Source organism: Streptomyces cinnamoneus, assembly GCF_002939475.1.
Taxonomy (GTDB): Bacteria; Actinomycetota; Actinomycetes; order Streptomycetales; family Streptomycetaceae; genus Streptomyces; species Streptomyces cinnamoneus_A.
The window spans coordinates 1,615,327-1,641,985 of the sequence record NZ_PKFQ01000001.1 but is presented as its reverse complement, the minus strand read 5'-3'; the positions used below and the strand labels follow the sequence as shown (position 1 = coordinate 1,641,985).

Below are 26,659 nucleotides of genomic sequence, written 5' to 3'. Positions count from 1 at the left end.
CTCGGAGGCGATTCCCATGTCCGCCGGCAGGCAGGCCGTCCATGTCCCGGGCGGCGCACAGCACCGGACGCAGTCCCGCCTGCCGTGGTGGGCCCTGGCCCTGCCGCTCGTCGCGTTCGCGACCCTCTTCTCCCTGCTGGCGCAGCCCGCCTCCGCCGACACCGGCGGCGGCTCGTCCACGGGAGGCGTCTCCCGCGTGGTGCAGTTCGTACGCTACTTCGTCGACCACACCGAGAACTGGGCGCCGTGACCCCCTGCGCCCGGTGACCCTCCGTGGCCCCCGGCGGCGCACACCCCTGCGGGGGCAAGCGTGTCAACACCCCGCGCCTCGCCATGGGTTTCGTGCGAAGCTGGACGACATGAGCTCCGAACCGACCCGCAGGATCGTCATCCTCCGGCACGCCAAGGCCGAATGGTCCGACGTGGACGACCACGAACGTCCGCTCGCCGAGCGCGGCCGCAAGGACGCCCCGGTAGCCGGCCGCTGGCTCGCCGGTTCCGGCATCACCCCCGACCTGGCCCTCTGCTCGACGTCCGCCCGCACCCGGGAGACCTGGAAGCTCGCCGTTTCCGAGCTGCCGGAGCGCCCCCGGACGGTGTACGAGGAGCGGATGTACGAGGCATCCCTGGGCGAGCTGATCGCGCTGCTCAACGAGACCTCCGACGAGGTGCGCGACGTGGTCCTCATCGGGCACAACCCCGGGATGCACGCCCTGGCCGACGCCCTCGCGGGCGAGGCCGACGGGGACCTCCTGGCCAGGATGAACCGCTCCGGCTTCCCCACGTCGGCGATCGCGGTGGTCGAGTTCGGCGGTTCCTGGAAGTCCGTGGAGCACGGCGTCGGCAAGCTCGTCGCCTACTGGGCCCCCCACGCCTGACCCGGGGCGGGGACGGGCGCCGGTCCGTCCCCGCGGACGCTCACTCGTGGGTGTTGGCCGCCTCGACCTCTTCGCGGGTGACCCCGAGCAGGTACAGCACGGTGTCCAGGAAGGGGACGTTCACCGCCGTGTGCGCGGCCTCGCGCACCACGGGCTTGGCGTTGAACGCGACGCCCAGGCCCGCCGCGTTGAGCATGTCCAGGTCGTTGGCGCCGTCACCCACCGCGACCGTCTGGGACAGCGGCACCCCGGCCTCCGTCGCGAAGCGGCGCAGCAGCCGGGCCTTGCCCGCCCGGTCCACGATCTCCCCGGTGACCCGGCCGGTCAGCTTGCCGTCGACGATCTCCAGCGTGTTGGCGGAGGCGAAGTCCAGGCCGAGCCGCTCCCGCAGGTCGTCCGTGACCTGCGTGAAGCCCCCGGAGACGACCCCCACCTGGAAGCCGAGCCGCTTGAGGGTCTTGATCAGGGTCCGGGCGCCCGGCGTGAGCCGCACCTCCGCCCGCACCTTGTCCACCACCGACTCGTCGAGTCCCGCCAGCAGCGCCACCCGGGCGTGCAGCGACTGCTCGAAGTCCAGCTCGCCGCGCATCGCCTGGGCCGTCACCTCGGCGACCTCGGCCTCACAGCCGGCGTGCGCCGCGAACAGCTCGATGACCTCGTCCTGGATGAGCGTCGAGTCGACGTCCATCACGACCAGGCGCTGCGCCCGCCGCTGGAGGCCGGCCGCCACGACCGCCACGTCCACGCCCAGCGCGGCGGACTCCGTGGCCAGCGCGGTCCGCAGCTTCTCCGTGTCCGTGCCGGAGACTGCGAACTCCACGGCCGTGACCGGGTACTTGGCGAGCCGGAAGATGCGGTCGATGTTGCCGCCGGTGTCGGTGATGCAGGCCGCGATGGCCGCCGTCGACTCGGCGGTCAGCGGGTGGCCGAGCACGGTGACGTGGGAACGGCCCGTGCCGCGCGGCCGGTTGTCGCCCCGGCCCGAGATGATCTCGGTCTGCAGGTGCATCGAGTCCGCCCAGCTGTGCACCGTCGCCCGCAGGTCGCCCTCCGTCACCCCGCCGCCCGAGGGTGCGGTGACCAGGGCGCACAGCGTGATCCGCCCCCGGGTGACGATCTGCTCGATGTCTATGACGTCCACGGCGTAGGCGGCGAGGGTGTCGAAGAGCCCGGCGGTGATGCCCGGCCGGTCCTTCCCGAAGATCTTGACGAGGAGGGTGGGGACATCGTCGCCGGTGACGGCGGTGGCAGGCGGGGTCTGCGATGCGCTCATGGTGTTCCTACGGTATCCGCCTCCGCGCCGGACCCGTACACGTGTCCCGAGGGCCGGACGGCTCCCGCGCCTACCCGCGCCCCCGCGGCGGGGGCGGCGGCCGTTCGTCCGGCGGGGGGACGGGTGAGGAACCGTACCGGTAGTCGGAGGAGCGCCGAGGCCGGTAGGGCGGCGGCACCGGGTGCCCGGTCTGGGTGGGCGCCGTGAAGGGGTTCTCGCCCGGCGGCCGCAGGTACGGGTTGGTCTCGTCCCGCGCGGGCCGGTAGCCCGGCGAGGGGTTGTACGGGCCCGGCACGTGGGCCTGGGCCGGGTAGGTGCCACCGGGCGGCGCACCACCGTCACCCGGTCCCCGCCCGTACGGCGCCGCCCGCCGCCCGGCGGCCCCCGCCACGGACGCCAGCAGCCCCCCGAGCGCCCCCGCGCCGAAGCCCCACACCGCCCCCAGCGCGAGCGCCGCCGGTACGCTGCCGCCCAGCTCCAGGCCCGCGCCCACGGCGTCGATCCCCAGCACCGACAGGCTGGCGTCCACCTGGACGCGGGTCGCCACCACCAGCAGCGGCAGCGCCACCGCCGTGGCCGCCCCCAGGCACAGCCCGCACCGCCCGGCGAAGGCCAGTGGCCGCGCCGCGCCCCTGGGCGTACGGGCGCCGGTGAGCACCCCGGCCGTGAGCATCATCAGCGCGCACCCCACGGACAGCAGCCACACGAGCGGCTCCAGGTCGGCCAGCCGCCCCACGCTGATCGTCTGCTCCGTCCCGGCGCCCAGCAGGCCGGGCAGCGGATCGGGCAGCACCTGCAGCAGGGAGCCCGTTGCCGTGCCCCGCAGGGGCACGAACAGCCCCAGCGGCACCCCCAGCCACACCCCGTTCGGCGCCCCGAGCAGCGCCCCGCCGATCACCCGCCCGGGGTGGTCGTCACCCGTGGCCGCCGCCCCCGCCCCCGCCGCCAGCCCCGCGACGACCGCCAGCACCAGCACCGCGCACAGCGCCGAGGCCGCCGGGCGCACCGCGCGGTGCGCCACCGCCCAGCCGCGGGGCACCGGCGCCCGGCGGGCGGCCAGCAGCGTGATCAGCAGCACCAGGAGCACCCAGACCGCACCCCCCAGCAGCGACGGTCCGGTCCGCACCGAGAACCCGACGGCGGCCTTGGCGTTCGCGAGGCCGGCGAGCCGGTCCGGCAGTCCGCCGCCGATGTCCCCCAGCCCGGGGATGTCCAGCCCGCTGCCGCCGGGGGACGCATCCTGGCCCCCGAGCCCCAGACCGCTGCCGTCGAGGGTGACCGAGGACGAGCCGGCCCAGGCCAGACCGCCCAGGATCCCCAGGAACAGGAGCATGACGGCCCCCACCCGCGCCGCCAGTTCGCCGCCCCCGATCTCGGGCCCCGCCCGTCGCAGCGACCGCGCGAAGACCCAGCCGAGCAGAAGCGCACCCGTCAGGCTCACCCCCAGTGGCGCGATGTCGATGGTGGTGTGCGCCCCGGCGCCTGTCAGCCCGAATGCTTCGACCGACCCCGAGGGGGTGAGGGATCCACCCACGGCGAGCACCACCAGGGCCCCCGTCATCGGCCCCAGCGCCCCCACCGCGTCCGCCCCCAGCAGATGCAGCCCCAGCGCCGCCACCCCCGCCATGGCGAGGAACGCCCAGCTCACCGCCGCCGTCGCGGCGAGCAGCAACTCAGCGGCACGCCCCGCGCGCCGACCACTGGTCAAGGTCATCACGGCCCCCCGGTCCCTACCAGCGCCCGGATGCACATGATCCGTCCGTGTCTGCGGCATCCATCGCATCCATGGGCGGTTACTACTGTCAGGGCGTGTTTCGCATCGGTCAACGGCTGCTGTTACCGGGCCGGTACGTCGTGGAGCCCGTCCCGACTTTCGGTCAGGGGACTGTGCCTGAAATAGTTCCTCCCGATGTTCGCCATCCCTAGACTCCCCGTGCAGGGGGCTCATCGGGGGACAAGTAGTGGGGCATGGAGTGCCGGAACTCGTACTGGAATTGAACGGACAGACCTGGACATTGGACCCGTCCAGGTCGTACACCCTCGGGCGTGACCCGCAGGGTGACATGGTGTTGGAGGACGCCCGGGTCTCCTGGCGGCACGCCAGTCTCCGCTGGGGCGGGCGCGCGTGGGTCATCGAGGACCACGGCAGCACCAACGGCACCTATGTGCAGGGCCAGCGCATCCACCAGCTGGAGCTCGGCGCCGGCGCGGTCGTGCACCTCGGCAACGCGACGGACGGCCCGCGGCTGAACCTCTCCGCCGCCGCCTCTCCGGCCGCCGACCTCTACAGCGCGCAGACCGCGATGGCCGCGCCGGTCCAGCCGGGCGCGCAGCCGCCGCAGCAGTACCAGCAGCCCGACCCCCAGGGGTGGGGCCACCAGCCCCCGCAACAGCAGTACCAGCAGCCCCCGCAGGCGCAGGCCTGGCAGCAGCAGCCCTACGTCCCGCCGCAGGCCGCCCCCCAGCAGGGCCAGACGACCGGCGGGCAGGCCGGCGCCCCGCCCGTCTACGGCGACCGCAGCCCGACCAGCTTCCACCAGATGGCCGTCGGCCGGGTGATGCGCATCGGTCGTGCCCTGGACAACGAGCTGGTCGTCTCGGACCTCCAGGTCTCCCGGCACCACGCCGAGTTCCGGGCCACCAGCGACGGCCGCTTCGAGATCGTCGACCTCGGCAGCCACAACGGCACCTACGTCAACGGTCAGCCGGTCCGCCAGCAGATCATCGGCCCCCAGGACATCGTCGGTGTCGGTCACTCGACCTTCCGGATGGTCGGCGACCGGCTCGAGGAGTTCGTCGACACCGGTGACGTCTCCTTCTCCGCCCGCCACCTCACGGTGACGGTCGAGGGCGGCAAGCAGATCCTCAAGGACGTCTCCTTCGGCGTCCCCGAGAAGTCGCTGATCGCCGTCATCGGCCCCTCCGGCTCCGGAAAGTCCACCCTGCTCAAGGCGCTCACCGGCTACCGGCCCGCCAACCAGGGCGACGTCCTCTACGACAACCGGAACCTCTACAAGCAGTTCGCCGAGCTGCGCCAGCGCATCGGTCTGGTCCCGCAGGACGACATCCTGCACAAGGAGCTCACCGTCCGGAAGGCGCTGCGCTACGCCGCCAAGCTCCGCTTCCCCGGCGACACCGCGCCCGCCGAGCGCGAGGCGCGCATCGACGAGGTGCTGCGCGAGCTGAAGCTGGACATCCACAAGGACAAGAAGGTCACGGCCCTCTCCGGCGGCCAGCGCAAGCGCGTCTCGGTGGCCCTGGAGCTGCTCACCAAGCCGTCGCTGATCTTCCTGGACGAGCCGACCTCCGGTCTCGACCCGGGCATGGACCGCGACGTGATGCAGCTGCTGCGCGGCCTCGCCGACGACGGCCGCACGGTCCTCGTGGTCACCCACTCCGTGGCCGAGCTGGCGCTCTGCGACAAGCTGCTCGTCATGGCCCCCGGCGGTTCGGTCGCCTACTTCGGCCCGCCCGACGAGGCGCTGAACTTCTTCGGCTACGAGACGTGGGCGGACGTCTTCTCAGCCTTCGAGAACTACCGCGACTACGACTGGTCGGGCCGCTGGCGCGGTTCCCAGCACTACCAGATGTACGCGGCCGACATCGACGCCGTCGCCCCGCAGTCGGTCCACGTCCAGCCGCAGATGGTGCGCCCGCCGGTGCCGCAGAGCTGGGGCGCCCAGCTGTGGACGCTGATGCGGCGCTACGTCTCGGTCATCGCCTCCGACCGCGGCTTCCTGGCCCTGATGGTGATACTGCCCGCCGTGCTCGGCGGGGTGAGCACGGTCATCCCCGCCAACTTCGGCCTCGGACCCGGCCCCGCGAAGTCCGCCTTCCAGAACCGCGACGCCGGCACCATCCTGCTGATCCTCGCGGTGGGCGCCTGCTTCGCGGGCGCGGCGAACTCCGTCCGCGAGCTGATCAAGGAACGGGTGATCTACGAGCGGGAACGCGCGACAGGCCTGTCCCGCTCCGCGTACCTGATGTCCAAGGTCGTCGTCCTGGGCATGATCACCGTCTTCCAGGGCGCGCTCATCAGCGTGATCGGCTTCGGCACGCGCGGTGCGAAGATGCCCAAGGAGGGCGTGCTCCTCACCAACCTGCCGCAGGTCGAGATGGCCCTGGTCATCATGGCCCTGGGCTTCACCTCGATGATGTTCGGCCTGATCATCTCCTCGCTGGTGAAGACGGCGGAGAAGACCATGCCGCTGCTGGTGATGTTCGCGATCGTCCAGGTCGTGTTCACCGGAGTGCTCTTCCAGATCTTCGACAAGATTGGCGTGGAGCAGCTCGCCTGGCTGATGCCCTCGCGCTGGGCGATCGCCGCCGCGGGCGCCACGGCGGACCTCAACGTCCTCATGCCGTGGCCGGGCGCCGGCCCGGACCCGCTGTGGGAGCACACCGCGGGCCAGTGGATCGTCGACATGGGCGTCCTGCTCGGCATCGGCGTGGCCTGCGGCGTCGTCGTCGCCCGGCTGCTGCGCCGGCACGAGCCGGAGGTCATGCGCAAGTAGCGCCGCGCCCGTACACGCCGAAGGGCGGCACCCCCGCGGGGGTGCCGCCCTTCGGCGTGTAGGTGCCGTTCGCGGAAGGCTCAGTACGCCGAGTTGACGTTGTCCATGGAGCCGTACACCTTGGCCGCGTAGTTGCACGCGGCGGTGATGTTGGCGACCGGGTCGTAGATGTTCCAGGACGTGCCGTCGACGTGGTACGCCTTGAAGGTCGGGTCGATCACCTGGAGCAGGCCCTTGGAGGGGATGCCCGCGGCGGCGTTGGAGTCCCAGTTGTTGATGGCGTTGGGGTTGCCGCTCGACTCCCGGATGATGTTCCGGTAGAGGCCGTTGTAGCTGCCGGGGATGCCCTTGGCCTTCATGATGTCCAGCGCCTCCTTGATCCAGCCGTCAAGGTTGTTGGCGTAGGTCTTCTTGGCGGGGGCCGGGGCGGGCGCGGCCTGGACCGGCTTGCGCTCCTCGGAGCGGCTGGCGGCGGCCTTCTCGGCGCGCTCCTTGTCGGCCTTGGCCTTGGCGTCGGCCTCGGCCTTCTTCTTGGCCTCGGCGTCGGCCTGGGCCTTCTTGACCGCGGTCTCCGACTGCTTGTTCAGCTCCTCCTGCTGCGTCTCACCGAAGGAGTTGGTGTTCCACGCGACGGGCTTCACGGCGACGGAGTGGGCCTCGGTGCCGGCGGAGGCGTCCGGGATGACGGCGAACGCGAGGGCGGCGGCACCCACCGCGGCGACGCCGGCGGCGGAGAGCTTGTGGACCTTGGTGAGACGGCTATAGCCGGAGATGGCGGAGCGCATGAGTGTGCTGAACCTCTTCCAATCGCTTGAGTCGCACTGGCCCGTCGTGGCGCGCAAAAAGCGCCGTGTCTCGATCGACGGCGCCGTGCGACGTGCGGCAATTGTTAGCGGCTGCAAAATCATGTGGCAAAGGTGTGACGTACTACCGCGCTTCGTTGCGAGACCACCCGCCGAAGGCCCGCAAAACAGGCACTTCTCCCTGCTGGGGGGCGTGCTTACGGCTTGTTTACGGGCCCACTAGGCTGCTTCGTACGTGACCTGCGTCCCATGAGCGGGCTCACACCGGGGGCCGTAGGTCCTCACCCGGTGTGGCCGGCTCTGTGCGGAACGTTTGCGATCAAAAACGTTGCTCGACGGTGCGTCAGATTTCGACCAGCACCTGGTCGAGGCTCTTGCGCACCAGGTCCGGCACCTGGCAGTCCGCCGCCGGGTAGCCCACCGGGATCACCGCGAAGGCCTTCTCGTTCACCGGCCGGCCCAGCACCTCGGACAGGAACCGCATGGGGCTCGGGGTGTGCACGAGCGCCGCCAGTCCCGACAGGTGCAGCGCGGTGAGCAGCATCCCCACCGCGATGCCGACCGATTCGTCCACGTAGTAGTGCTTGCGCTTGTCCCCGTCCTCGCCCAGCCAGTAGCGCTGCTGGAACACCACGACCAGCGCGGGCGCGTCCGTCAGGTGCGGCTTGACCTCGTCCGTGCCCAGCGGCCGCAGCGCCGCCAGCCACTCCTCACCCAGCCGGCCCTCGTAGGAGACGTGCTCCTCTTCCTCCGCTGCCAGGCGGATGCGCCGGCGGATCTGCGGGTCCTTGACGAGGACGAAGGTCCACGGCTGCTGGTGCGCGCCCGAAGGCGCGGTCGCCGCGCACGCGATCGCGTCCTTCACCACCTGCTCGGGCACGGGGTCGGGGGAGAACTGCCGCACGGTCCGCCGCCGGCCCATCCGCTCCCTCAGCTCCGCGGCGCGGGCGAGGGACTCCTCGGCGGGCATCCGCTCGGGACGGTAGGGCACGGGACGGTACGGCTCGCCGTGCGTGGGCGTCCACTGCGTTGGTATAGACATATCCCGAGTCTGGTCCCCCGGGCGGCCCCTTGGGGCGCACACGCGGAAACCCGCCACGACGACGCGGCGCACCCGCCAGGGCCGGCCGACCTAGGTCCGGCGGCCCATCCCCTTGCCGCCGCCCGCCCGATCCGCTGCCCTCCGGCCGTCGATACGGTGAGGCCATGACCATGGGCCCCCGCTCCGGCCTCACCGCCGTGAGCACCGCACTCCTCGCCATGAGCCGGCACCTGGAAGTCCGTGACGTGCTCAAGACGATCGTCGCCTCCGCGCGCGAACTCCTCGACGCCGAGTACGCCGCCCTCGGCGTCCCCGACGACCACGGCGGATTCGCCCAGTTCGTCGTCGACGGCGTCAGCGAGGAGGAGTGGAGGGCGATCGGCCCGCTGCCCCGCCAGCACGGCATCCTCGCCTCGATGCTGAGCGACGCCACCCCCCAGCGCCTCGCCGACGTCCGCCTCGACCCCCGCTTCGGGGGCTGGCCGGAGGCCCACCCCGACATGAGCGACTTCATCGGGATGCCGGTCGCCGACGGCGACGAGATCCTCGGCGCCCTGTTCCTCGCCAACAAGAGATGCCCCAAGGTGGAGGGCGGCTGCTCCTTCACCGCCGAGGACGAGGAGCTGCTGGCCGTCCTTGCCCAGCACGCCGCCATAGCCCTCACCAACGCCCGTCTCTACGAGCGCAGCCGCGAACTGACCATCGCGGGGGAGCGGGCCCGCCTCGCGCACGAGCTGCACGACGCCGTCTCCCAGAAGCTCTTCTCGCTGCGCCTGACCGCCCAGGCCGCCACCGCCCTCGTCGACCGCGACCCCGCCCGCGCCAAGGGCGAGCTGCACCAGGTGGCCCGGCTCGCCGCCGAGGCGGCCGACGAACTGCGCGCCGCCGTGGTGGAACTCCGCCCCGCCGGCCTCGACGAGGACGGGCTCATCGCCACCCTGCGGACCCAGGTCAAGGTCCTCGACCGGGCCCACTCCGCCCGCGTCACCTTCGCCGCCCACGGCGTACGGGCCCTGCCGGCCGCCCAGGAGGAGGCGCTGCTGCGCGTGGCCCAGGAGGCCCTGCACAACGCCCTGCGCCACTCGGGCGCCCAGGCCGTGGACGTCGTCCTCACCCGGCAGGGCCCCGGCGCGGTCCTGCGCGTGACCGACGACGGCACCGGCTTCGACCCGTCGGCCGTCCGCAGGGCGGGCCGCCACCTGGGCCTGGTGTCCATGCGTGACCGGGCCAACGGCGTCGGCGGCGCCCTGGCCGTCCTCTCGGAGCCCGGCAAGGGCACCACGATCGAAATGGAGGTCCCCGGTGGCTGAGAACCGAGTCATCAAGGTGCTGCTGGTGGACGACCACCAGGTGGTCCGCAGGGGCCTGCGCACCTTCCTCGAGGTGCAGGACGACATCGAGGTCGTGGGGGAGGCCGCGGACGGCGCCGAGGGCGTCGAGCGCGCCGAGGAGCTGCGGCCGGACGTCGTCCTCATGGACGTGAAGATGCCCGGCATGGACGGCGTCGAGGCGCTGCGCCGGCTCCGGGAGCTGGCCAGCCCCGCGCGGGTGCTGATCGTCACCAGCTTCACCGAGCAGCGCACCGTCATCCCCGCCCTGCGCGCCGGTGCCGCGGGCTACGTGTACAAGGACGTCGACCCCGACGCGCTGGCCGGTGCCATCAGGTCGGTGCACGCCGGGCACGTGCTGCTCCAGGCCGAGGTCGCGGACGCCCTGCTGTCCCAGGAGGAGTCGGGCGCGGGCGGCCAGGGCCGGGGCAACGCCCTCACCGACCGGGAGCGCGAGGTGCTCGCCCTCATCGCGGACGGGCGGTCGAACCGGGAGATCGCCCGGGCGCTGGTCCTCTCGGAGAAGACCGTCAAGACCCACGTCTCGAACATCCTGATGAAGCTGGACCTCGCCGACCGGACCCAGGCGGCGCTGTGGGCCGTGCGCCAGGGCATCGGAGGCTGACCGGGGGACGCACGGACGGCAACGGAGCGTTGCGTTCCGACCAGAGATTCATGCGGTCGTGTGATAAACCACCCGGCTGCGCAACCCGAATGGCCCTGGCCCGTTGGTCATGGCGTAACCGCGGCGGCTGGCCGTGGCGACGCTTTGGCAACATTCCAGGAAGGTCATAGGAAGAGTGAAGAACATCAAGAAGGCCGCTGCTGTCACGCTCGCCGTCGGCGGTCTCGCCCTCGCCGGCGCCGGTGCCGCCTCCGCGCACGGCGGGCACGTGGGCGCGGACGCCACCTCGAAGAACAACCCGGGTGTCGTCTCCGGCAACGTCCTCCAGGTTCCGGTCGAGGTTCCCGTGAACGTCTGCGGCAACACCGTCAGTGTCGTCGGTCTCTTCAACACCGCGCACGGAAACCTCTGCGTCAACGAGTAATCAGGCTCGTCCCGCCTCGTCGGGCGGTCGGCTCCACGGTGGTGGAGCCGACATCCGAGGGCTTTTCAATCGTCCGAACGAGGGCAAACACCGCCGGTGGCCGTGCCATCGGCGGTGCATTGGCGTTCATCAGTGCAGGCCCCGTGGCAGGGGCTGTCAAGGTCAGTCATCAGAAGGAAGACCACCTCATGAACAGTGCCAAGAAGGCCGCCCTCGCTCTGGCCGCAGCCGGTGTCGCCCTCGGGGCGTCCGTCATCCCCGCCGCCGCCACCGACGACGACGGCTTCGGAGGCGCCCTGGCCTCCGGCGTCGCCAAGGGCTCGCCGGGTGTCATCTCGGGCAACGTCATCCAGGTGCCGATCGACATCCCGATCAACATCTGCGGCAACACCATCGACATCGTCGGCCTCCTCAACCCGACGTTCGGCAACACCTGCGTCAACGACGGCCACGAGAAGCACCACGACCACCACGAGGGCGGCCGCCACGGCGGTCACCACTAGTTCTCACGCGGCGTCCCGCACGGCGGCGCACGGCGCATACGGGAAGGCCCCGCGGACCGGGAGGTCTGCGGGGCCTTCCTGCTGCCGGGAGGACGCCGGGTCAGGGCCGGCGGCGGCTGCGCTCCTCCACCATCGCGTTGTACGCGGCCACCTGCGCCCGCCGCGCCGTGCGCTCCACCGGCCGCAGGGCCGCCGAGCGGGCCGTGATCTCCGCCGCGCTCACCGCGCCGCCGTGCTCGCGCCCCTCGGAGTCGCCCGGCTCGTACGCGATCGAGACCAGTGCCCCGACGCGCTGCGCGAGCTCCAGCACCCGCACCGCGCGCGGCGGATACCCCGGCGCGAGCACCTCACGGCCGCGCTCCGCCCGCGCCCGGTATGCCTCCAGTGCCGCCTGTGCCACCGGTCCGGAGCCGGCCACGTCCAGCCGGGTGAGCACCTCGGTCGCCTCGCGCAGCGCCTCCGCGAGCTCCCGCTCGGCCTCCGAGAGCGAGGGCACGTCGGCGGGCGGCGCCTCCCGCACGGGCAGGCACCGCCAGAGGACCTCCGCGTGGACGTCGCCCTCGGGTCCGGCCTCGAAGACCTCGGGCACGAGGCCGAGCGGCAGCCCCGAGACCAGCACCGCCTCCTCGGCCTCCATGGCGCGCGCGTTGAACTCGGGCGGACCGCTCAGCCCCAGCGGGTGCCCCGGCACCGGAAGCGCCAGCCGCAGCCCCGTCGCCCCGAGGGCGCGCAGCCGCCCCAGCGCCAGCGTGAGCCCGACCGGACCCGACTCGCCGGGCAGGTCCGCGACCCGGTGCACCGCGTCGTCCCCCGTGATGTGATGCGCGGCGTCATCGGGCGCGGCAAATCCGGCAAGCAGGGCATTTCCCCACGCGGTGAGCCGTCCTGAGCGGTGTTCGTTCAGCATGGGCCCCAGCCTAAGGACTGGCGCCGACAACCGGTGGCGTAGGTTTTCCCTGGGGACTGCGCCGACAGGCGCAAGCGACGACGCGACTGCAATGGGAGACAACGCGCTCATGAGCGATGTGCTGGAACTGGTGGACGTATCCGTGGTCCGCGAGGGCCGGGCTCTGGTGGACCAGGTCTCCTGGTCGGTCAAGGAGGGCGAGCGCTGGGTGATCCTCGGCCCCAACGGTGCCGGCAAGACCACCCTGCTCAATGTCGCCTCCAGCTACCTCTTCCCCACCAAGGGCACCGCCCGGATCCTGGGTGAGAAGCTCGGCGCCGTCGACGTCTTCGAACTGCGCCCCCGCATCGGCATGGCCTCCATCGCCCTCGCCGACAAGCTGCCGCGCAGCCAGACCGTGCTGCAGACCGTCCTCACCGCCGCCTACGGCATGACCGCCGGCTGGCAGGAGGACTACGAGGAGGTCGACGAGCAGCGCGCCCGCGCCTTCCTCGACGTGCTCGGCATGACCGATTACCTGGACCGGAAGTTCGGCACGCTCTCCGAAGGCGAGCGCAAGCGCACCCTCATCGCCCGCGCGATGATGACCGACCCCGAGCTGCTGATGCTCGACGAGCCCGCAGCCGGACTCGACCTGGGCGGGCGCGAGGACCTCGTGCGCCGCCTCGGCCGGCTGGCCCGCGACCCCCTCGCCCCCTCGATGATCATGGTCACGCACCACGTCGAGGAGATCGCCCCCGGCTTCACCCACGTCCTGATGATCCGCCAGGGCAAGGTGCTGGCCGCCGGCCCCCTCGAACTCGAGCTGACCTCCCGCAACCTCTCCCACTGCTTCGGCCTGCCCCTGGTCGTCGAGCGCCGCGGGGACCGCTGGTCCGCGCAGGGCCTGCCGATGTCCTGACGCCTGCGGCCACGACGCGCGCACGGTGCCCGGGACACCGCGCGCGCCCTGCCGCCGGGCCGCTCACGCCCCTACCATGACCACGTGGACACTTGGGTGTGGTGGCTCGTGGCCGCCGTGGGGCTGGGCATTCCGCTGGTCGTGACCGCCATGCCGGAATTCGGCATGTTCGCCGTCGGCGCCCTGGCAGCCGCCGGCACCGCCGTCGTCGGCGGCGGCACGGTGGCCCAGTTCATCGTCTTCGCCGCTGTCTCCGTCGCCCTCATCGCCGTCGTGCGCCCGATCGCCAACCGGCAGCGCGCACGGCGCCCCGAGGTCAGGTCCGGAATCGACGCGCTGAGGGGCCGCCAGGCCGTCGTGCTCGAACGGGTCGACGGCAGCGGCGGCCGCATCAAGCTCGCCGGCGAGGTCTGGTCCGCGCGCTCCCTGGACGCCGACCGGGTCTACGAGGCCGGAGCGCACGTGGACGTCGTCGAGATCGACGGCGCGACGGCGGTGGTGATCTGAAGGCCGCGCCGGGGGACCGGGTCGATCCGGACGAGCTCGGCCCAACGCCTGCACGGCGCCGCCGGGTTCTGAAAGACTGATCAAGCCCAACGACACAGGCACGGGGAGCTGGAGTCACGATGGAACCGATCATCATCGTCCTGATCATCCTGGTGGTGCTGGTCTTCATCGCCCTCATGAAGACGGTGCAGGTCATCCCACAGGCCAGCGCGGCCATCGTCGAGCGCTTCGGCCGCTACACCCGCACCCTCAACGCCGGCCTGAACATCGTCGTCCCCTTCATCGACTCCATCCGCAACCGCATCGACCTCCGCGAGCAGGTCGTGCCGTTCCCCCCGCAGCCGGTCATCACCCAGGACAATCTCGTCGTCAACATCGACACGGTCATCTACTACCAGGTGACCGACGCCCGGGCGGCCACCTACGAGGTGTCCAGCTTCATCCAGGCCATCGAGCAGCTCACCGTCACCACCCTGCGGAACATCATCGGCGGCATGGACCTCGAACGGACCCTCACCTCCCGCGAGGAGATCAACGCCGCCCTGCGCGGCGTCCTCGACGAGGCGACCGGCAAGTGGGGCATCCGCGTCAACCGCGTCGAGCTCAAGGCCATCGAGCCGCCGACCTCCATCCAGGACTCGATGGAGAAGCAGATGCGCGCCGACCGTGACAAGCGCGCTGCGATCCTCACCGCCGAGGGCATCCGCCAGTCCCAGATCCTCACCGCCGAAGGTGAGAAGCAGTCGGCGATCCTGCGCGCCGAGGGCGAGGCCCGGGCCGCCGCGCTGCGCGCCGAGGGCGAGGCCCAGGCCATCCGCACGGTCTTCGAGTCCATCCACGCCGGCGACGCCGACGAGAAGCTGCTCGCCTACCAGTACCTCCAGATGCTCCCGAAGATCGCCGAGGGCGACGCCAACAAGCTCTGGATCGTCCCCAGCGAGATCGGTGACGCCCTGAAGGGACTCAGCGGCGCCGTCGGCAGCCTCACCCCCAAGAGCGGCGGCGGCGCCCCGTCGCCCGCCCCCGCCAAGCAGAACCCGCGCCGGGAGCAGCCGCCGATCGACTGACCGACGACTGAAGCCCCTCCCCCTTCACGCATGTTCGATCTCATGCATGATCAGTGCGGCCCCTCGACCTCTCACGGCGGGGAGGCGACACACTGAACTGAAGGAGATGGCCTTGTCCATCTGGGAAGCACTCGCGGTCTTCGCGGCCGGCATCGGCGCCGGCACGATCAACACCATCGTCGGCAGCGGCACCCTGTTCACCTTTCCGGTGCTCCTCGCCACCGGCCTGCCGCCGGTCACCGCCAACGTCTCCAACACCCTCGGCCTCGTCACCGGCAACATCAGCGGCGCCGTCGGCTACCGCCGCGAACTGCGCGGCCAGCGCCGCCGCATCGTCCGCTTCGGCGTCACCGCGCTGATCGGCGGCCTCACCGGCGCCGTCCTGCTGCTCGCCCTGCCGTCCAAGGCGTTCGACGCCATCGTCCCCGTCCTGATCGCCCTCGCGCTGGTACTCGTCGTCCTCCAGCCCCGCCTCGCCCGGGCCCTCGCCCGCCGGCGCGAGCGCAACGGCACCGAGGCACCCACCGACGGCGGCGTCGCCCTGCTGGCCGGACTGCTCGTCGCCAGCGCCTACGGGGGCTACTTCGGCGCCGCCCAGGGCGTCATGTACCTCTCGCTCATGGGAATCCTGCTCCACGACGGACTGCAGAGGATCAACGCCCTCAAGAACGTCCTCGGCGTCGTCGTCAACGGCGTCGCCGCGCTCTTCTTCGTCTTCGTCGCGGACGTCGACTGGACGGCCGTCCTCCTCATCGCCGTCGGCTCCACCCTCGGTGGCCAGGCCGGCGCGAAGCTCGGCCGCAGACTGCCGCCCACCGTGCTGCGCGGCGTCATCGTCGTCGTCGGCGTCGTGGCGATCGTCCAGCTCCTGCTGCGCTGACGGCGGGACGCGGCTGACCGGGGGAGGGGGAACGCTCCGGGCCCATTCCCCCGTGTCGAACGCGGGCCCGGAGCGCACGGCAGCAGGCGCGGTCCCCCGGCACCAGACCGGGCTCCGGCAGACAGGCGCACAGCGCCACGCCCCCGCCACGGCGGTACCTGCTGCCCGACGGCCGCATGCGAAGCCGTCGGCAGGAACCACTGTGCGAGCCAGGGGCACGGACGCGCAACGGAATTTCCGGACGCCCACGCCTGTCTGACGGGACCTACGGACCGCCGGCCGCCCGCCGTCGCGGCCTCAGCCCGCGGCCGGCACCTCGTACTCACCGATCAGCTGCGCCCGCGCCAGCGCGTGGAAGCGCAGGTGGAAGCCCACCACCGCCGGGGACGCGTCCGCGTCGGGGCCCAGCTTCTCCCGGTCCACCGCGTAGACGGTGAAGACGTACCGGTGCGGCCCGTCACCGGGCGGCGGCGCCGCACCACCGAAGTCGCGGGTCCCGTAGTCGTTGCGCACATGAACGGCGCCCTCGGGCAGCTCCTTCATCCCGCCGCTTCCCGCACCGGCCGGCAACTCGGTGACACCGGCCGGGATGTCGAAGAGCACCCAGTGCCAGAAACCGCTGCCGGTCGGCGCGTCCGGGTCGAAGCACGTGACGGCGAAACTCTTCGCGTCCTCGGGGAAACCCTCCCAGCGCAGGTGCGGCGACACGTTGCCGCCCGCGTGCACCTGGTCGCTCTTGAGCCTCGCACCATCCGTCACATCGTCGCTCGCCACTGTGAACGAGGGCACCGGCGGATGAAAATCGTGGGGGAGCGGCCGTCGCTTCTGCTCGGACACCAAGACACCTCCAATACGCGCTGACAGGTGAAAGCGCCAGCCTAACGAGGCATCGGCCGCCCGCACTGCGACCATGGGGAGCGTGCTTCATGTACTTCGACAAATCGGACGACGACAGAACGAGCGGCGACGACCGGCGGGCCGTCTCATGCGCGCCCTGACCGTCCTCCTGGCCACCCTGCCGCTGCTGCTGCTCCCTGCCTGCGTGTCAGGAGGCCAGAAGACCGAGAAACCCCGGACCACCGCCGCCACCCCCACCGACACGGGCGCGACCCCCTCCTGGGCGAAGGGCATGAAGACCGTCCGCGAGGACCGGCTGCCGCCCGAGGCACGGCGCACCCTCGACCTCATCGCCAAGGGCGGCCCCTTCCCGTACCCCAAGGACGGCACCGTCTTCGGCAACCACGAGAACCGGCTCCCCCGGCAACCCCGCGGCTACTACCACGAGTACACGGTGCCCACCCCGGGCTCCCGTGACCGCGGCGCCCGCCGCATCATCGCCGGGGAGCACTCCGAGCGCTACTACACCAGCGACCACTACGAGACGTTCGAAGCGGTGGTGCACCGATGACCCGCTCGCTGCCCGCATCCGGGCTCCAGGGAATCCTCAGCGGCGCCACGCCGCCGGGCCTCTACCGACTGCCCCCCGCCGAACCCCCGCAGGAGGTCATGGACCTCGCCGCCGAGGCCGACTGGCGGGCGGCGCGGCTGCGCCTCGACGGCGTCCACGACAAGGCCGCCTTTCTCCGGAGGTGCGCCGCCGACCTCGGGTTCCCCGACTGGTTCGGCCACAACTGGGACGCCCTCGCCGACTGCCTCACCGACCTCTCCTGGTGGCGCGAGGCCGGTAAGTCCCGCGGCTACCTGCTGCTGGCGGAGCAGTGGGAGGCCTTCAGCAAGGCCGCCCCCGCCGACGCCCGCACGGCGGAGGCCGTCCTGGCCGACGCCGTCGACTTCTGGGCCGAGGGCGAGTCGCCGCTGACGGTGCTCCTCGGCTGAGGCAGGGCGCCGCGTACAGCGCCCGGCACGCACGAGGCGGACGTGCCGGGCACCGACGGGACGGATCAGAACCAGTTGCGCTTGCCGCCGACCTCGGAGAGCCACTGGTTCAGGTACGCGGCCCAGTCGGTCTGCGCGTACGCCTGGAGGTCCACGGCGAACGACCGGTAGGCGTCGCTGCCCGAGCTGAACACGCCGGGCTTCTTGTCCATCTCCAGGACGACGTCCATCTCGCGGTCATCGGCCACGAACGACAGCTCGACCTCGTTCAGCCCCCGGTACTGCGACGGGGCGTGGAACTCGATCTCCTGGTAGAACGGCAGCCGCTGCCGCGTCCCGCGGATGTGGCCGCGCTCCAGGTCGGCGCTCTTGAACGCGAAGCCGAGCTGCCCGAAGGCGTCGAGGATCGCCTGCTGCGCGGGGAGCGGGTGGACGTTCACCGGATCGAGGTCGCTGGAGTCCACCGCGCGGGCGATGGCCAGATGGGTGGTGACCCCCACGTTCATCCCCGTGAGGTGCCGGCCCAGGAACATGGTGATCGGCGTCTCCCAGGGGATCTCCAGCCCGAACGGCACCGAGTGGACCGCCCCCGGCTGCACCTCGAAGGCGCCGCCCAGCTGGAGACGGGTGAACTCGACGTCCTGCTTGTACTCGCCGTCGTCGCCCTCCACCTCGACGCGGGCCTGGAGCCCCACCGAAAGCCCCTCGATCCGCTGCGGGACCGAGCCACCCTGGATGCGGACCTCGCCCTGCACCACACCACCGGGTACGACGTTCTCCTCGAAGAGCACCGTCTCGACCGAGGCGCCGCCCGCGCCCAGACTCGCCATGAGCTTCTTGAAAACCACTGCGCCATTCCTCCCCGGACCCGTTCGCCGGGCCCTTCCAGTACGCTCGACCGGCATGATTGCCGCGCCTGACCGTATGCCACTCGCCCGGGAGTTCTTCGACCGTCCGGTCCTGGAGGTCGCTCCCGAACTCCTCGGCCGCACACTCGTCCGGACGAGTCCGGAGGGTGTGATCGAGCTCCGCATCACGGAGGTCGAGGCGTACGCCGGCGAGGCGGATCCCGGATCCCACGCCTACCGAGGCCGCACGGAGCGGAACGCGTCGATGTTCGGCCCGCCCGGGCACGCCTATGTCTACTTCATCTACGGCATGTGGTTCAGCCTGAACCTGGTCTGCGGTCCCGAGGGCACCGCCAGCGGTGTCCTGCTGCGCGGCGGGGAAGTGATCAGGGGAGCCGACCTCGCCCGTGGACGCCGCCCCAAGGCGCGTCACGACCGGGAGCTGGCCCAGGGTCCGGCCCGCCTCGCGACGGCGCTCGACGTGGACCGCTCCCTGAACGGCACGGACCTCTGCGCGGGCCCGGGCGCCCCCCTCTCCGTCCTGGGGGGCACTCCGGTGGCCGCCGAGCTGGTGCGGAGCGGCCCGCGCACGGGGGTGGGCGGCGAGGGCGCGACGCACCCCTGGCGGTTCTGGACGGACGGCGATCCGACGGTCAGCCCGTACCGGGCCCACGTGCCCCGCAACAGGGGCAAGGGGGCACGCCAGGGGGGTGCTTGACTCTGAAGGATGGAGGGCCTAACGTAGGCAAGCCGCTTGAGACACGGGCAGCGCTGTGAGCGCGTACCGGCGAGCGGCAACAACCACTGCTACGAGGACTCCCCGGATCGGGGTCATGTTTCGGTGTGCCGAAATATGTCCGCGGATCGGCTCGATTATGAGCCGCCGGAGAAATCCGCTAACGTAGTGGTCACCCCGCCGACAGGGGAATCGGAAACCGAATTCGGACCGGAAACGGAACGGAAAAGGATCTGATAGAGTCGGAACACGAAATACCGAAGGGAAGCGCCCGGAGGAAAGCCCGAGAGGGTGAGTACAAAGGAAGCGTCCGTTCCTTGAGAACTCAACAGCGTGCCAAAAGTCAACGCCAGATATGTTGACACCCCGTCCATCTCGATGGATGAGGTTCCTTTAAAAGTCCTGCCGGGTCCGTATGGATCGGGTAGGCACACACAGCGAGGACGCTGTGAACGACCGGGCTTATTCCGCCTGGTTGTTCCGCTCTCGTGGTGTCGACCCGATTACGGGTAAACATTCACGGAGAGTTTGATCCTGGCTCAGGACGAACGCTGGCGGCGTGCTTAACACATGCAAGTCGAACGATGAAGCCCTTCGGGGTGGATTAGTGGCGAACGGGTGAGTAACACGTGGGCAATCTGCCCTGCACTCTGGGACAAGCCCTGGAAACGGGGTCTAATACCGGATACGACCGCTGACCGCATGGTTGGTGGTGGAAAGCTCCGGCGGTGCAGGATGAGCCCGCGGCCTATCAGCTTGTTGGTGGGGTGATGGCCTACCAAGGCGACGACGGGTAGCCGGCCTGAGAGGGCGACCGGCCACACTGGGACTGAGACACGGCCCAGACTCCTACGGGAGGCAGCAGTGGGGAATATTGCACAATGGGCGAAAGCCTGATGCAGCGACGCCGCGTGAGGGATGACGGCCTTCGGGTTGTAAACCTCTTTCAGCAGGGAAGAAGCGAAAGTGACGGTACCTGCAGAAGAAGCGCCGGCTAACTACGTGCCAGCAGCCGCGGTAATACGTAGGGCGCAAGCGTTGTCCGGAATTATTGGGCGTAAAGAGCTCGTAGGCGGCTTGTTGCGTCGGATGTGAAAGCCCGGGGCTTAACCCCGGGTCTGCATTCGATACGGGCAGGCTAGAGTTCGGTAGGGGAGATCGGAATTCCTGGTGTAGCGGTGAAATGCGCAGATATCAGGAGGAACACCGGTGGCGAAGGCGGATCTCTGGGCCGATACTGACGCTGAGGAGCGAAAGCGTGGGGAGCGAACAGGATTAGATACCCTGGTAGTCCACGCCGTAAACGTTGGGAACTAGGTGTGGGCGACATTCCACGTCGTCCGTGCCGCAGCTAACGCATTAAGTTCCCCGCCTGGGGAGTACGGCCGCAAGGCTAAAACTCAAAGGAATTGACGGGGGCCCGCACAAGCAGCGGAGCATGTGGCTTAATTCGACGCAACGCGAAGAACCTTACCAAGGCTTGACATACACCGGAAACGGCCAGAGATGGTCGCCCCCTTGTGGTCGGTGTACAGGTGGTGCATGGCTGTCGTCAGCTCGTGTCGTGAGATGTTGGGTTAAGTCCCGCAACGAGCGCAACCCTTGTTCTGTGTTGCCAGCATGCCCTTCGGGGTGATGGGGACTCACAGGAGACTGCCGGGGTCAACTCGGAGGAAGGTGGGGACGACGTCAAGTCATCATGCCCCTTATGTCTTGGGCTGCACACGTGCTACAATGGCCGGTACAATGAGCTGCGATACCGCGAGGTGGAGCGAATCTCAAAAAGCCGGTCTCAGTTCGGATTGGGGTCTGCAACTCGACCCCATGAAGTTGGAGTTGCTAGTAATCGCAGATCAGCATTGCTGCGGTGAATACGTTCCCGGGCCTTGTACACACCGCCCGTCACGTCACGAAAGTCGGTAACACCCGAAGCCGGTGGCCCAACCCTTGTGGAGGGAGCCGTCGAAGGTGGGACTGGCGATTGGGACGAAGTCGTAACAAGGTAGCCGTACCGGAAGGTGCGGCTGGATCACCTCCTTTCTAAGGAGCACATAGCCGACTGCAAGCGAATGTCTTGCACGGTTGCTCATGGGTGGAACGTTGACTATTCGGCACAGTTCTTGAGGGTTCACTAGTACTGCTTCGGCGTGGAACGTGAAATTTCTGAGGGGCTGGGTCGGGCACGCTGTTGGGTATCTGAGGGTACGGAACGTAAGTTTCGAACCTTCGCGATGCCGGCCCCAGTGCACTCACTGCTTCGGTGGTGGGGTGATGGGTGGCTGGTCGTTGCTTGAGAACTGCACAGTGGACGCGAGCATCTGTGGCCAAGTTTTTAAGGGCGCACGGTGGATGCCTTGGCACCAGGAACCGATGAAGGACGTGGGAGGCCACGATAGGCCCCGGGGAGCTGTCAACCGAGCTTTGATCCGGGGGTGTCCGAATGGGGAAACCCGGCAGTCGTCATGGGCTGTCACCCGCTGCTGAACACATAGGCAGTGTGGAGGGAACGCGGGGAAGTGAAACATCTCAGTACCCGCAGGAAGAGAAAACAACCGTGATTCCGGGAGTAGTGGCGAGCGAAACCGGATGAGGCCAAACCGTATGTGTGTGATACCCGGCAGGGGTTGCGCATGCGGGGTTGTGGGATCTCTTTTTCATAGTCTGCCGGCTGTGAGACGAGTCAGAAACCGTTGATGTAGGCGAAGGACATGCGAAAGGTCCGGCGTAGAGGGTAAGACCCCCGTAGCTGAAACATTGACGGCTCGTTTAAGAGACACCCAAGTAGCACGGGGCCCGAGAAATCCCGTGTGAATCTGGCGGGACCACCCGCTAAGCCTAAATATTCCCTGGTGACCGATAGCGGATAGTACCGTGAGGGAATGGTGAAAAGTACCGCGGGAGCGGAGTGAAATAGTACCTGAAACCGTGTGCCTACAAGCCGTGGGAGCGTCGCGCATCGAGCTTGCTCGGTGCGTCGTGACTGCGTGCCTTTTGAAGAATGAGCCTGCGAGTTTGCGGTATGTTGCGAGGTTAACCCGTGTGGGGAAGCCGTAGCGAAAGCGAGTCCGAATAGGGCGTTTGAGTAGCGTGCCCAAGACCCGAAGCGGAGTGATCTAGCCATGGGCAGGTTGAAGCGGAGGTAAGACTTCGTGGAGGACCGAACCCACCAGGGTTGAAAACCTGGGGGATGACCTGTGGTTAGGGGTGAAAGGCCAATCAAACTCCGTGATAGCTGGTTCTCCCCGAAATGCATTTAGGTGCAGCGTCGTGTGTTTCTTGCCGGAGGTAGAGCACTGGATAGGCGATGGGCCCTACCGGGTTACTGACCTTAGCCAAACTCCGAATGCCGGTAAGTGAGAGCGCGGCAGTGAGACTGTGGGGGATAAGCTCCATGGTCGAGAGGGAAACAGCCCAGAGCATCGACTAAGGCCCCTAAGCGTACGCTAAGTGGGAAAGGATGTGGAGTCGCAGAGACAACCAGGAGGTTGGCTTAGAAGCAGCCACCCTTGAAAGAGTGCGTAATAGCTCACTGGTCAAGTGATTCCGCGCCGACAATGTAGCGGGGCTCAAGCGTACCGCCGAAGTCGTGTCATTGCAGTATGTACCCCCAACGGGGACTGTGATGGGTAGGGGAGCGTCGTGTGCCGGGTGAAGCAGCCGCGGAAGCGAGTTGTGGACGGTTCACGAGTGAGAATGCAGGCATGAGTAGCGATACACACGTGAGAAACGTGTGCGCCGATTGACTAAGGGTTCCTGGGTCAAGCTGATCTGCCCAGGGTAAGTCGGGACCTAAGGCGAGGCCGACAGGCGTAGTCGATGGACAACCGGTTGATATTCCGGTACCCGCTTTGAAACGCCCAATATCGAATCAGGCGATGCTAAGTCCGTGAAGCCGCCCTGGAGTCTTCGGACAAAGGGGAGTGGTGGAGCCGACGAACCAGACTTGTAGTAGGTAAGCGATGGGGTGACGCAGGAAGGTAGTCCAGCCCGGGCGGTGGTAGTCCCGGGGTAAGGGTGTAGGCCGTGTGATAGGCAAATCCGTCACACATTAAGGCTGAGACCTGATGCCGAGCCGATTGTGGTGAAGTGGATGATCCTATGCTGTCGAGAAAAGCCTCTAGCGAGTTTCATGGCGGCCCGTACCCTAAACCGACTCAGGTGGTCAGGTAGAGAATACCGAGGCGTTCGGGTGAACTATGGTTAAGGAACTCGGCAAAATGCCCCCGTAACTTCGGGAGAAGGGGGGCCATGTCTGGTGAGGGAACTTGCTTCCTGAGCTGGGTGTGGCCGCAGAGACCAGCGAGAAGCGACTGTTTACTAAAAACACAGGTCCGTGCGAAGCCGTAAGGCGATGTATACGGACTGACGCCTGCCCGGTGCTGGAACGTTAAGGGGACCGGTTAGCTCCATTTCGGTGGGGCGAAGCTGAGAACTTAAGCGCCAGTAAACGGCGGTGGTAACTATAACCATCCTAAGGTAGCGAAATTCCTTGTCGGGTAAGTTCCGACCTGCACGAATGGCGTAACGACTTCTCGACTGTCTCAACCATAGGCCCGGTGAAATTGCACTACGAGTAAAGATGCTCGTTTCGCGCAGCAGGACGGAAAGACCCCGGGACCTTTACTATAGCTTGATATTGGTGTTCGGTTCGGCTTGTGTAGGATAGGTGGGAGACTGTGAAGCATGCACGCCAGTGTGTGTGGAGTCGTCGTTGAAATACCACTCTGGTCGTGCTGGATGTCTAACCTGGGTCCGTGATCCGGATCAGGGACAGTGTCTGGTGGGTAGTTTAACTGGGGCGGTTGCCTCCTAAAGGGTAACGGAGGCGCCCAAAGGTTCCCTCAGCCTGGTTGGCAATCAGGTGTTGAGTGTAAGTGCACAAGGGAGCTTGACTGTGAGACCGACGGGTCGAGCAGGGACGAAAGTCGGGACTAGTGATCCGGCGGTGGCTTGTGGAAGCGCCGTCGCTCAACGGATAAAAGGTACCCCGGGGATAACAGGCTGATCTTCCCCAAGAGTCCATATCGACGGGATGGTTTGGCACCTCGATGTCGGCTCGTCGCATCCTGGGGCTGGAGTCGGTCCCAAGGGTTGGGCTGTTCGCCCATTAAAGCGGTACGCGAGCTGGGTTTAGAACGTCGTGAGACAGTTCGGTCCCTATCCGCTGTGCGCGTAGGAGTCTTGAGAAGGGCTGTCCCTAGTACGAGAGGACCGGGACGGACGAACCTCTGGTGTGCCAGTTGTCCTGCCAAGGGCATGGCTGGTTGGCTACGTTCGGGAGGGATAACCGCTGAAAGCATCTAAGCGGGAAGCCTGCTTCGAGATGAGGACTCCCACCCACTTGATGGGGTAAGGCTCCCAGTAGACGACTGGGTTGATAGGCCAGGTGTGGAAGACCGGTAACGGTTGGAGCTGACTGGTACTAATAGGCCGAGGGCTTGTCCTCAGTTGCTCGCGTCCACTGTGTGGTTCCCGGGTTGCGAACAGTCGCACCGGTTGAACCAGTAACACCTTTTAATTGAAGAGTGTGCTTGTTCGCTAGGAGCGCCATCTATCCCGCTGACGCGGGGTGGCCCGATGGTGTTTCGGTGGTCATAGCGTTAGGGAAACGCCCGGTTACATTCCGAACCCGGAAGCTAAGCCTTTCAGCGCCGATGGTACTGCAGGGGGGACCCTGTGGGAGAGTAGGACGCCGCCGAACAATCTTTTAAAGGACCCTTGGTCCCAGCGTTCACGCTGGGACCAAGGGTCCTTTTGTTTTTTCGTTTGTATTTTGCCGAAGCGCGCCTGCAACCCGGGTGCGCGAGAATGACTGCGGTACCCGAAGACAGGAGTCACGTCGATGTCCACCAACTCTCCCGACGACCGCTCGGGCGGCGAGCCGCGTCGCGGAGGCCCTCGCGGTCCGCGCAGCGGCGGCGGCGGCTTCCGTCGTGACGACCGTGCCGGCGGTTTCCGACGTGACGACCGTGGTCCCCGTCGTGACGATGACCGTGGCGGTTTCCGTCGTGACGAGCGCCGTGACGACCGTGGCCCGCGTCGCGATGACGACCGTGGCGGCTTCCGTCGCGATGACCGCCGTGACGACCGTGGTCCCCGTCGCGACGACGACCGCGGTGGTTACCGTGGTGGCCGTCCCGGTGGTGGCTTCGGCCCTCGCCGTGACGATGACCGTGGCGGTTTCCGTCGTGACGAGCGCCGTGACGACCGTGGCCCGCGCCGCGATGACGACCGTGGTGGTTTCCGCCGCGATGACCGTCGCGATGAGCGTCCGTCGTTCCGTCGTGACGAGCGCCGTGACGAGCGTCCCTCCTTCCGCCGTGACGAGCGCCGCGATGACCGTGGTGGCCGTCCCGGTGGTGGCTTCGGCCCTCGCCGTGACGATGACCGTGGCGGTTTCCGTCGTGACGAGCGCCGTGACGACCGTGGCCCGCGCCGTGACGACGACCGTGGTGGTTTCCGCCGCGATGACCGTCGCGATGAGCGTCCGTCGTTCCGTCGTGACGAGCGCCGCGACGACCGTGGCCCCCGCCGTGACGACGACCGTGGCCCCCGTCGTTCCTACCGGGACGACCGCCAGGGCGGCGGTGGCGGCTACCGAGGCGGTCGCGACGACCGTTCCGGTGGCTACGGCCGCCGCGACGACCGGGACCGCGACCGGGAGCCCGTGAAGCGGCTGCCGATCCCCGAAGAGGTCACCGGCGACGAGATCGACAAGGACGTCCGGCAGGAGCTGATGAGCCTGCCGAAGACCCTGGCCGAGGACGTCGCCCGTAACCTCGTCATGGTCGCGAAGCTCCTGGACGAGGAGCCCGAGCAGGCGTACGAGTACTCCCGCATCGCCCTGCGGCTCGCGTCCCGCGTCGCCGCCGTGCGGGAGGCCGCCGGCTTCGCCGCGTACGCGACGGGCAAGTACTCCGAGGCCCTCGCCGAGTTCCGTGCCGCCCGGCGGATGACCGGCTCCGTCGAGCTGTGGCCCGTCATGGCGGACTGCGAGCGCGGCATGGGCCGTCCCGAGCGCGCCCTCGCCATGGCCGGTGAGCCCGAGGTGCACAAGCTCGACAAGGCCGGACAGGTGGAGATGCGCCTGGTCGCCGCCGGCGCCCGCAAGGACATGGGCCAGGCGGAAGCGGCGGTCGTGACGCTGCAGAGCCCCGAGCTGGCGTCCAACTCCATCCAGCCGTGGACTGCGCGCCTGCGGTACGCCTACGCCGACGCGCTCCTTGAGGTCGGGCGCGAGAGCGAGGCGCGCGAGTGGTTCGCCAAGGCGCTGGAGGCCGACCAGGGCGGTACGACGAACGCCTCCGACCGGCTCGCTGAGCTGGACGGCGTGGAGTTCACCGACGCCCTGGAGGAGGAGACCGAGGACGAGGCCGAGATCGCCGAGCCCAAGGCCGAGGACGCCGAGGTCAAGGACGAGCCCAAGGGCGAGACGGAGTCCGCCGCCAGCGCGGACGCCGACGCGGACGCCGAGCCCAAGGCCGGCGAGGGCGACAGCCAGAGCTGATCACAACTCTGGCGCTGATCGCTGATCGCTGATCATGACGATGAGGGCGGAACCCCCACGGGGTTCCGCCCTCATCGTCG

The 26,659-nt window shown here is 68.7% G+C and carries 23 protein-coding genes and 3 rRNA genes; 19 read left to right on the top strand and 7 right to left on the bottom strand.

Annotated features, from left to right (window positions below; all coding sequences use genetic code 11):
• Positions 1 to 16 precede the first annotated feature (16 nt).
• Together CYQ11_RS06690 and CYQ11_RS06685 are read left to right on the top strand one after the other, a co-directional pair.
• Entirely contained in the window at positions 17 to 250 is a 234-nt protein-coding gene (locus CYQ11_RS06690) for a hypothetical protein (RefSeq protein ID WP_099201985.1), read from the top strand.
• Between the two features lie 109 nt (positions 251 to 359).
• Positions 360 to 878, top strand: coding sequence for a SixA phosphatase family protein (locus tag CYQ11_RS06685; protein WP_099201986.1), 519 nt, complete (start codon positions 360 to 362; stop codon positions 876 to 878).
• 40 nt (positions 879 to 918) lie between these two features.
• Here the strand turns inward: CYQ11_RS06685 and serB are convergent, their stop codons facing one another.
• Together serB and CYQ11_RS06675 are read right to left on the bottom strand one after the other, a co-directional pair.
• Positions 919 to 2,151: a phosphoserine phosphatase SerB gene (serB, locus tag CYQ11_RS06680; protein ID WP_099201987.1), complete on the bottom strand. Its 1,233-nt coding sequence runs from the start codon at positions 2,149 to 2,151 to the stop codon at positions 919 to 921.
• 70 nt (positions 2,152 to 2,221) lie between these two features.
• Entirely contained in the window at positions 2,222 to 3,865 is a 1,644-nt protein-coding gene (locus CYQ11_RS06675) for a streptophobe family protein (RefSeq protein WP_099201988.1), read from the bottom strand.
• 247 nt (positions 3,866 to 4,112) lie between these two features.
• Here CYQ11_RS06675 and CYQ11_RS06670 point away from each other — a divergent pair, with 247 nt between their 5' ends.
• Complete coding sequence (locus CYQ11_RS06670) at positions 4,113 to 6,665, top strand: ABC transporter ATP-binding protein/permease (RefSeq protein WP_099201989.1); 2,553 nt, start codon at positions 4,113 to 4,115, stop codon at positions 6,663 to 6,665.
• 80 nt (positions 6,666 to 6,745) lie between these two features.
• Here CYQ11_RS06670 and CYQ11_RS06665 read toward each other — a convergent pair whose 3' ends face one another.
• Both CYQ11_RS06665 and CYQ11_RS06660 read right to left on the bottom strand, forming a co-directional pair.
• Positions 6,746 to 7,450 carry a transglycosylase SLT domain-containing protein gene (locus CYQ11_RS06665; RefSeq protein WP_099201990.1) on the bottom strand — a complete coding sequence of 235 codons (705 nt, stop codon included), beginning with the start codon at positions 7,448 to 7,450 and terminating at the stop codon, positions 6,746 to 6,748.
• Between the two features lie 361 nt (positions 7,451 to 7,811).
• Entirely contained in the window at positions 7,812 to 8,510 is a 699-nt protein-coding gene (locus tag CYQ11_RS06660) for a nitroreductase family protein (RefSeq protein WP_181143597.1), read from the bottom strand.
• 164 nt (positions 8,511 to 8,674) lie between these two features.
• Between CYQ11_RS06660 and CYQ11_RS06655 the strand changes: the two genes are divergently transcribed.
• From CYQ11_RS06655 to CYQ11_RS06640, 4 genes are all read left to right on the top strand, one after another.
• The gene (locus CYQ11_RS06655) at positions 8,675 to 9,820 is read left to right on the top strand and encodes a GAF domain-containing sensor histidine kinase (RefSeq protein WP_099201992.1); all 1,146 of its coding nucleotides are present in this window, start codon (positions 8,675 to 8,677) and stop codon (positions 9,818 to 9,820) included.
• Positions 9,813 to 10,463, top strand: a complete 651-nt coding sequence (locus CYQ11_RS06650) for a response regulator (RefSeq protein WP_099201993.1) — start codon at positions 9,813 to 9,815, stop codon at positions 10,461 to 10,463. Before CYQ11_RS06655 ends, CYQ11_RS06650 begins: the two co-directional genes overlap by 8 nt.
• Before the next feature lie 175 nt (positions 10,464 to 10,638).
• Positions 10,639 to 10,887: a chaplin gene (locus tag CYQ11_RS06645; protein ID WP_099201994.1), complete on the top strand. Its 249-nt coding sequence runs from the start codon at positions 10,639 to 10,641 to the stop codon at positions 10,885 to 10,887.
• Between the two features lie 188 nt (positions 10,888 to 11,075).
• A complete protein-coding gene (locus CYQ11_RS06640) occupies positions 11,076 to 11,390 on the top strand; it encodes a chaplin (RefSeq protein WP_099201995.1) in 315 nt (104 codons plus the stop codon).
• 100 nt (positions 11,391 to 11,490) lie between these two features.
• On the opposite strand, the gene CYQ11_RS06635 is transcribed toward CYQ11_RS06640, so the two are convergent.
• Positions 11,491 to 12,297: an Rv1486c family protein gene (locus CYQ11_RS06635; RefSeq protein WP_099201996.1), complete on the bottom strand. Its 807-nt coding sequence runs from the start codon at positions 12,295 to 12,297 to the stop codon at positions 11,491 to 11,493.
• Between the two features lie 109 nt (positions 12,298 to 12,406).
• On the opposite strand from CYQ11_RS06635, the gene CYQ11_RS06630 reads away from it, so the two are divergent.
• The 4 genes from CYQ11_RS06630 (at position 12,407) to CYQ11_RS06615 (ending at position 15,652) form a co-directional block, all read left to right on the top strand.
• Positions 12,407 to 13,198 carry an ABC transporter ATP-binding protein gene (locus tag CYQ11_RS06630; protein WP_099202021.1) on the top strand — a complete coding sequence of 264 codons (792 nt, stop codon included), beginning with the start codon at positions 12,407 to 12,409 and terminating at the stop codon, positions 13,196 to 13,198.
• Positions 13,199 to 13,282: 84 nt separating this feature from the next.
• On the top strand, positions 13,283 to 13,705 hold the full coding sequence (locus CYQ11_RS06625) for an NfeD family protein (protein ID WP_099201997.1): 423 nt from the start codon (positions 13,283 to 13,285) through the stop codon (positions 13,703 to 13,705).
• A gap of 119 nt (positions 13,706 to 13,824) precedes the next feature.
• Positions 13,825 to 14,772 carry an SPFH domain-containing protein gene (locus CYQ11_RS06620; RefSeq protein WP_099201998.1) on the top strand — a complete coding sequence of 316 codons (948 nt, stop codon included), beginning with the start codon at positions 13,825 to 13,827 and terminating at the stop codon, positions 14,770 to 14,772.
• Positions 14,773 to 14,878: 106 nt separating this feature from the next.
• Positions 14,879 to 15,652 (top strand): sulfite exporter TauE/SafE family protein, encoded by a 774-nt coding sequence (locus CYQ11_RS06615; RefSeq protein ID WP_099201999.1) that lies wholly within the window; start codon positions 14,879 to 14,881, stop codon positions 15,650 to 15,652.
• Between the two features lie 297 nt (positions 15,653 to 15,949).
• Here the strand turns inward: CYQ11_RS06615 and CYQ11_RS06610 are convergent, their stop codons facing one another.
• Positions 15,950 to 16,489 carry a YbhB/YbcL family Raf kinase inhibitor-like protein gene (locus tag CYQ11_RS06610; protein WP_099202000.1) on the bottom strand — a complete coding sequence of 180 codons (540 nt, stop codon included), beginning with the start codon at positions 16,487 to 16,489 and terminating at the stop codon, positions 15,950 to 15,952.
• A 148-nt stretch (positions 16,490 to 16,637) separates the two neighbouring features.
• On the opposite strand from CYQ11_RS06610, the gene CYQ11_RS06605 reads away from it, so the two are divergent.
• Together CYQ11_RS06605 and CYQ11_RS06600 are read left to right on the top strand one after the other, a co-directional pair.
• A complete protein-coding gene (locus tag CYQ11_RS06605; protein ID WP_099202001.1) occupies positions 16,638 to 17,060 on the top strand; it encodes a guanyl-specific ribonuclease in 423 nt (140 codons plus the stop codon).
• Entirely contained in the window at positions 17,057 to 17,488 is a 432-nt protein-coding gene (locus CYQ11_RS06600) for a barstar family protein (RefSeq protein WP_099202002.1), read from the top strand. Before CYQ11_RS06605 ends, CYQ11_RS06600 begins: the two co-directional genes overlap by 4 nt.
• 65 nt (positions 17,489 to 17,553) lie before the next feature.
• Here CYQ11_RS06600 and CYQ11_RS06595 read toward each other — a convergent pair whose 3' ends face one another.
• Positions 17,554 to 18,336, bottom strand: coding sequence for a sporulation protein (locus CYQ11_RS06595; protein ID WP_099202003.1), 783 nt, complete (start codon positions 18,334 to 18,336; stop codon positions 17,554 to 17,556).
• Between the two features lie 55 nt (positions 18,337 to 18,391).
• Between CYQ11_RS06595 and CYQ11_RS06590 the strand changes: the two genes are divergently transcribed.
• The 6 genes from CYQ11_RS06590 to CYQ11_RS29430 all read left to right on the top strand — a co-directional run bounded on the left by CYQ11_RS06590 (position 18,392) and on the right by CYQ11_RS29430 (position 26,579).
• The gene (locus tag CYQ11_RS06590) at positions 18,392 to 19,054 is read left to right on the top strand and encodes a DNA-3-methyladenine glycosylase (RefSeq protein WP_099202004.1); all 663 of its coding nucleotides are present in this window, start codon (positions 18,392 to 18,394) and stop codon (positions 19,052 to 19,054) included.
• A gap of 534 nt (positions 19,055 to 19,588) precedes the next feature.
• Positions 19,589 to 21,112: ribosomal RNA gene (locus CYQ11_RS06580) — 16S ribosomal RNA — on the top strand.
• Positions 21,113 to 21,394: 282 nt separating this feature from the next.
• Positions 21,395 to 24,518: ribosomal RNA gene (locus CYQ11_RS06575) — 23S ribosomal RNA — on the top strand.
• A gap of 138 nt (positions 24,519 to 24,656) precedes the next feature.
• A 5S ribosomal RNA gene (rrf, locus tag CYQ11_RS06570) occupies positions 24,657 to 24,773 on the top strand.
• Together the 16S, 23S and 5S rRNA genes form the textbook arrangement of a ribosomal RNA operon.
• A 259-nt stretch (positions 24,774 to 25,032) precedes the next feature.
• Positions 25,033 to 25,743 carry a hypothetical protein gene (locus tag CYQ11_RS29435; RefSeq protein ID WP_181143596.1) on the top strand — a complete coding sequence of 237 codons (711 nt, stop codon included), beginning with the start codon at positions 25,033 to 25,035 and terminating at the stop codon, positions 25,741 to 25,743.
• On the top strand, positions 25,740 to 26,579 hold the full coding sequence (locus CYQ11_RS29430) for a tetratricopeptide repeat protein (RefSeq protein WP_099202187.1): 840 nt from the start codon (positions 25,740 to 25,742) through the stop codon (positions 26,577 to 26,579). Before CYQ11_RS29435 ends, CYQ11_RS29430 begins: the two co-directional genes overlap by 4 nt.
• Positions 26,580 to 26,659 lie beyond the last annotated feature (80 nt).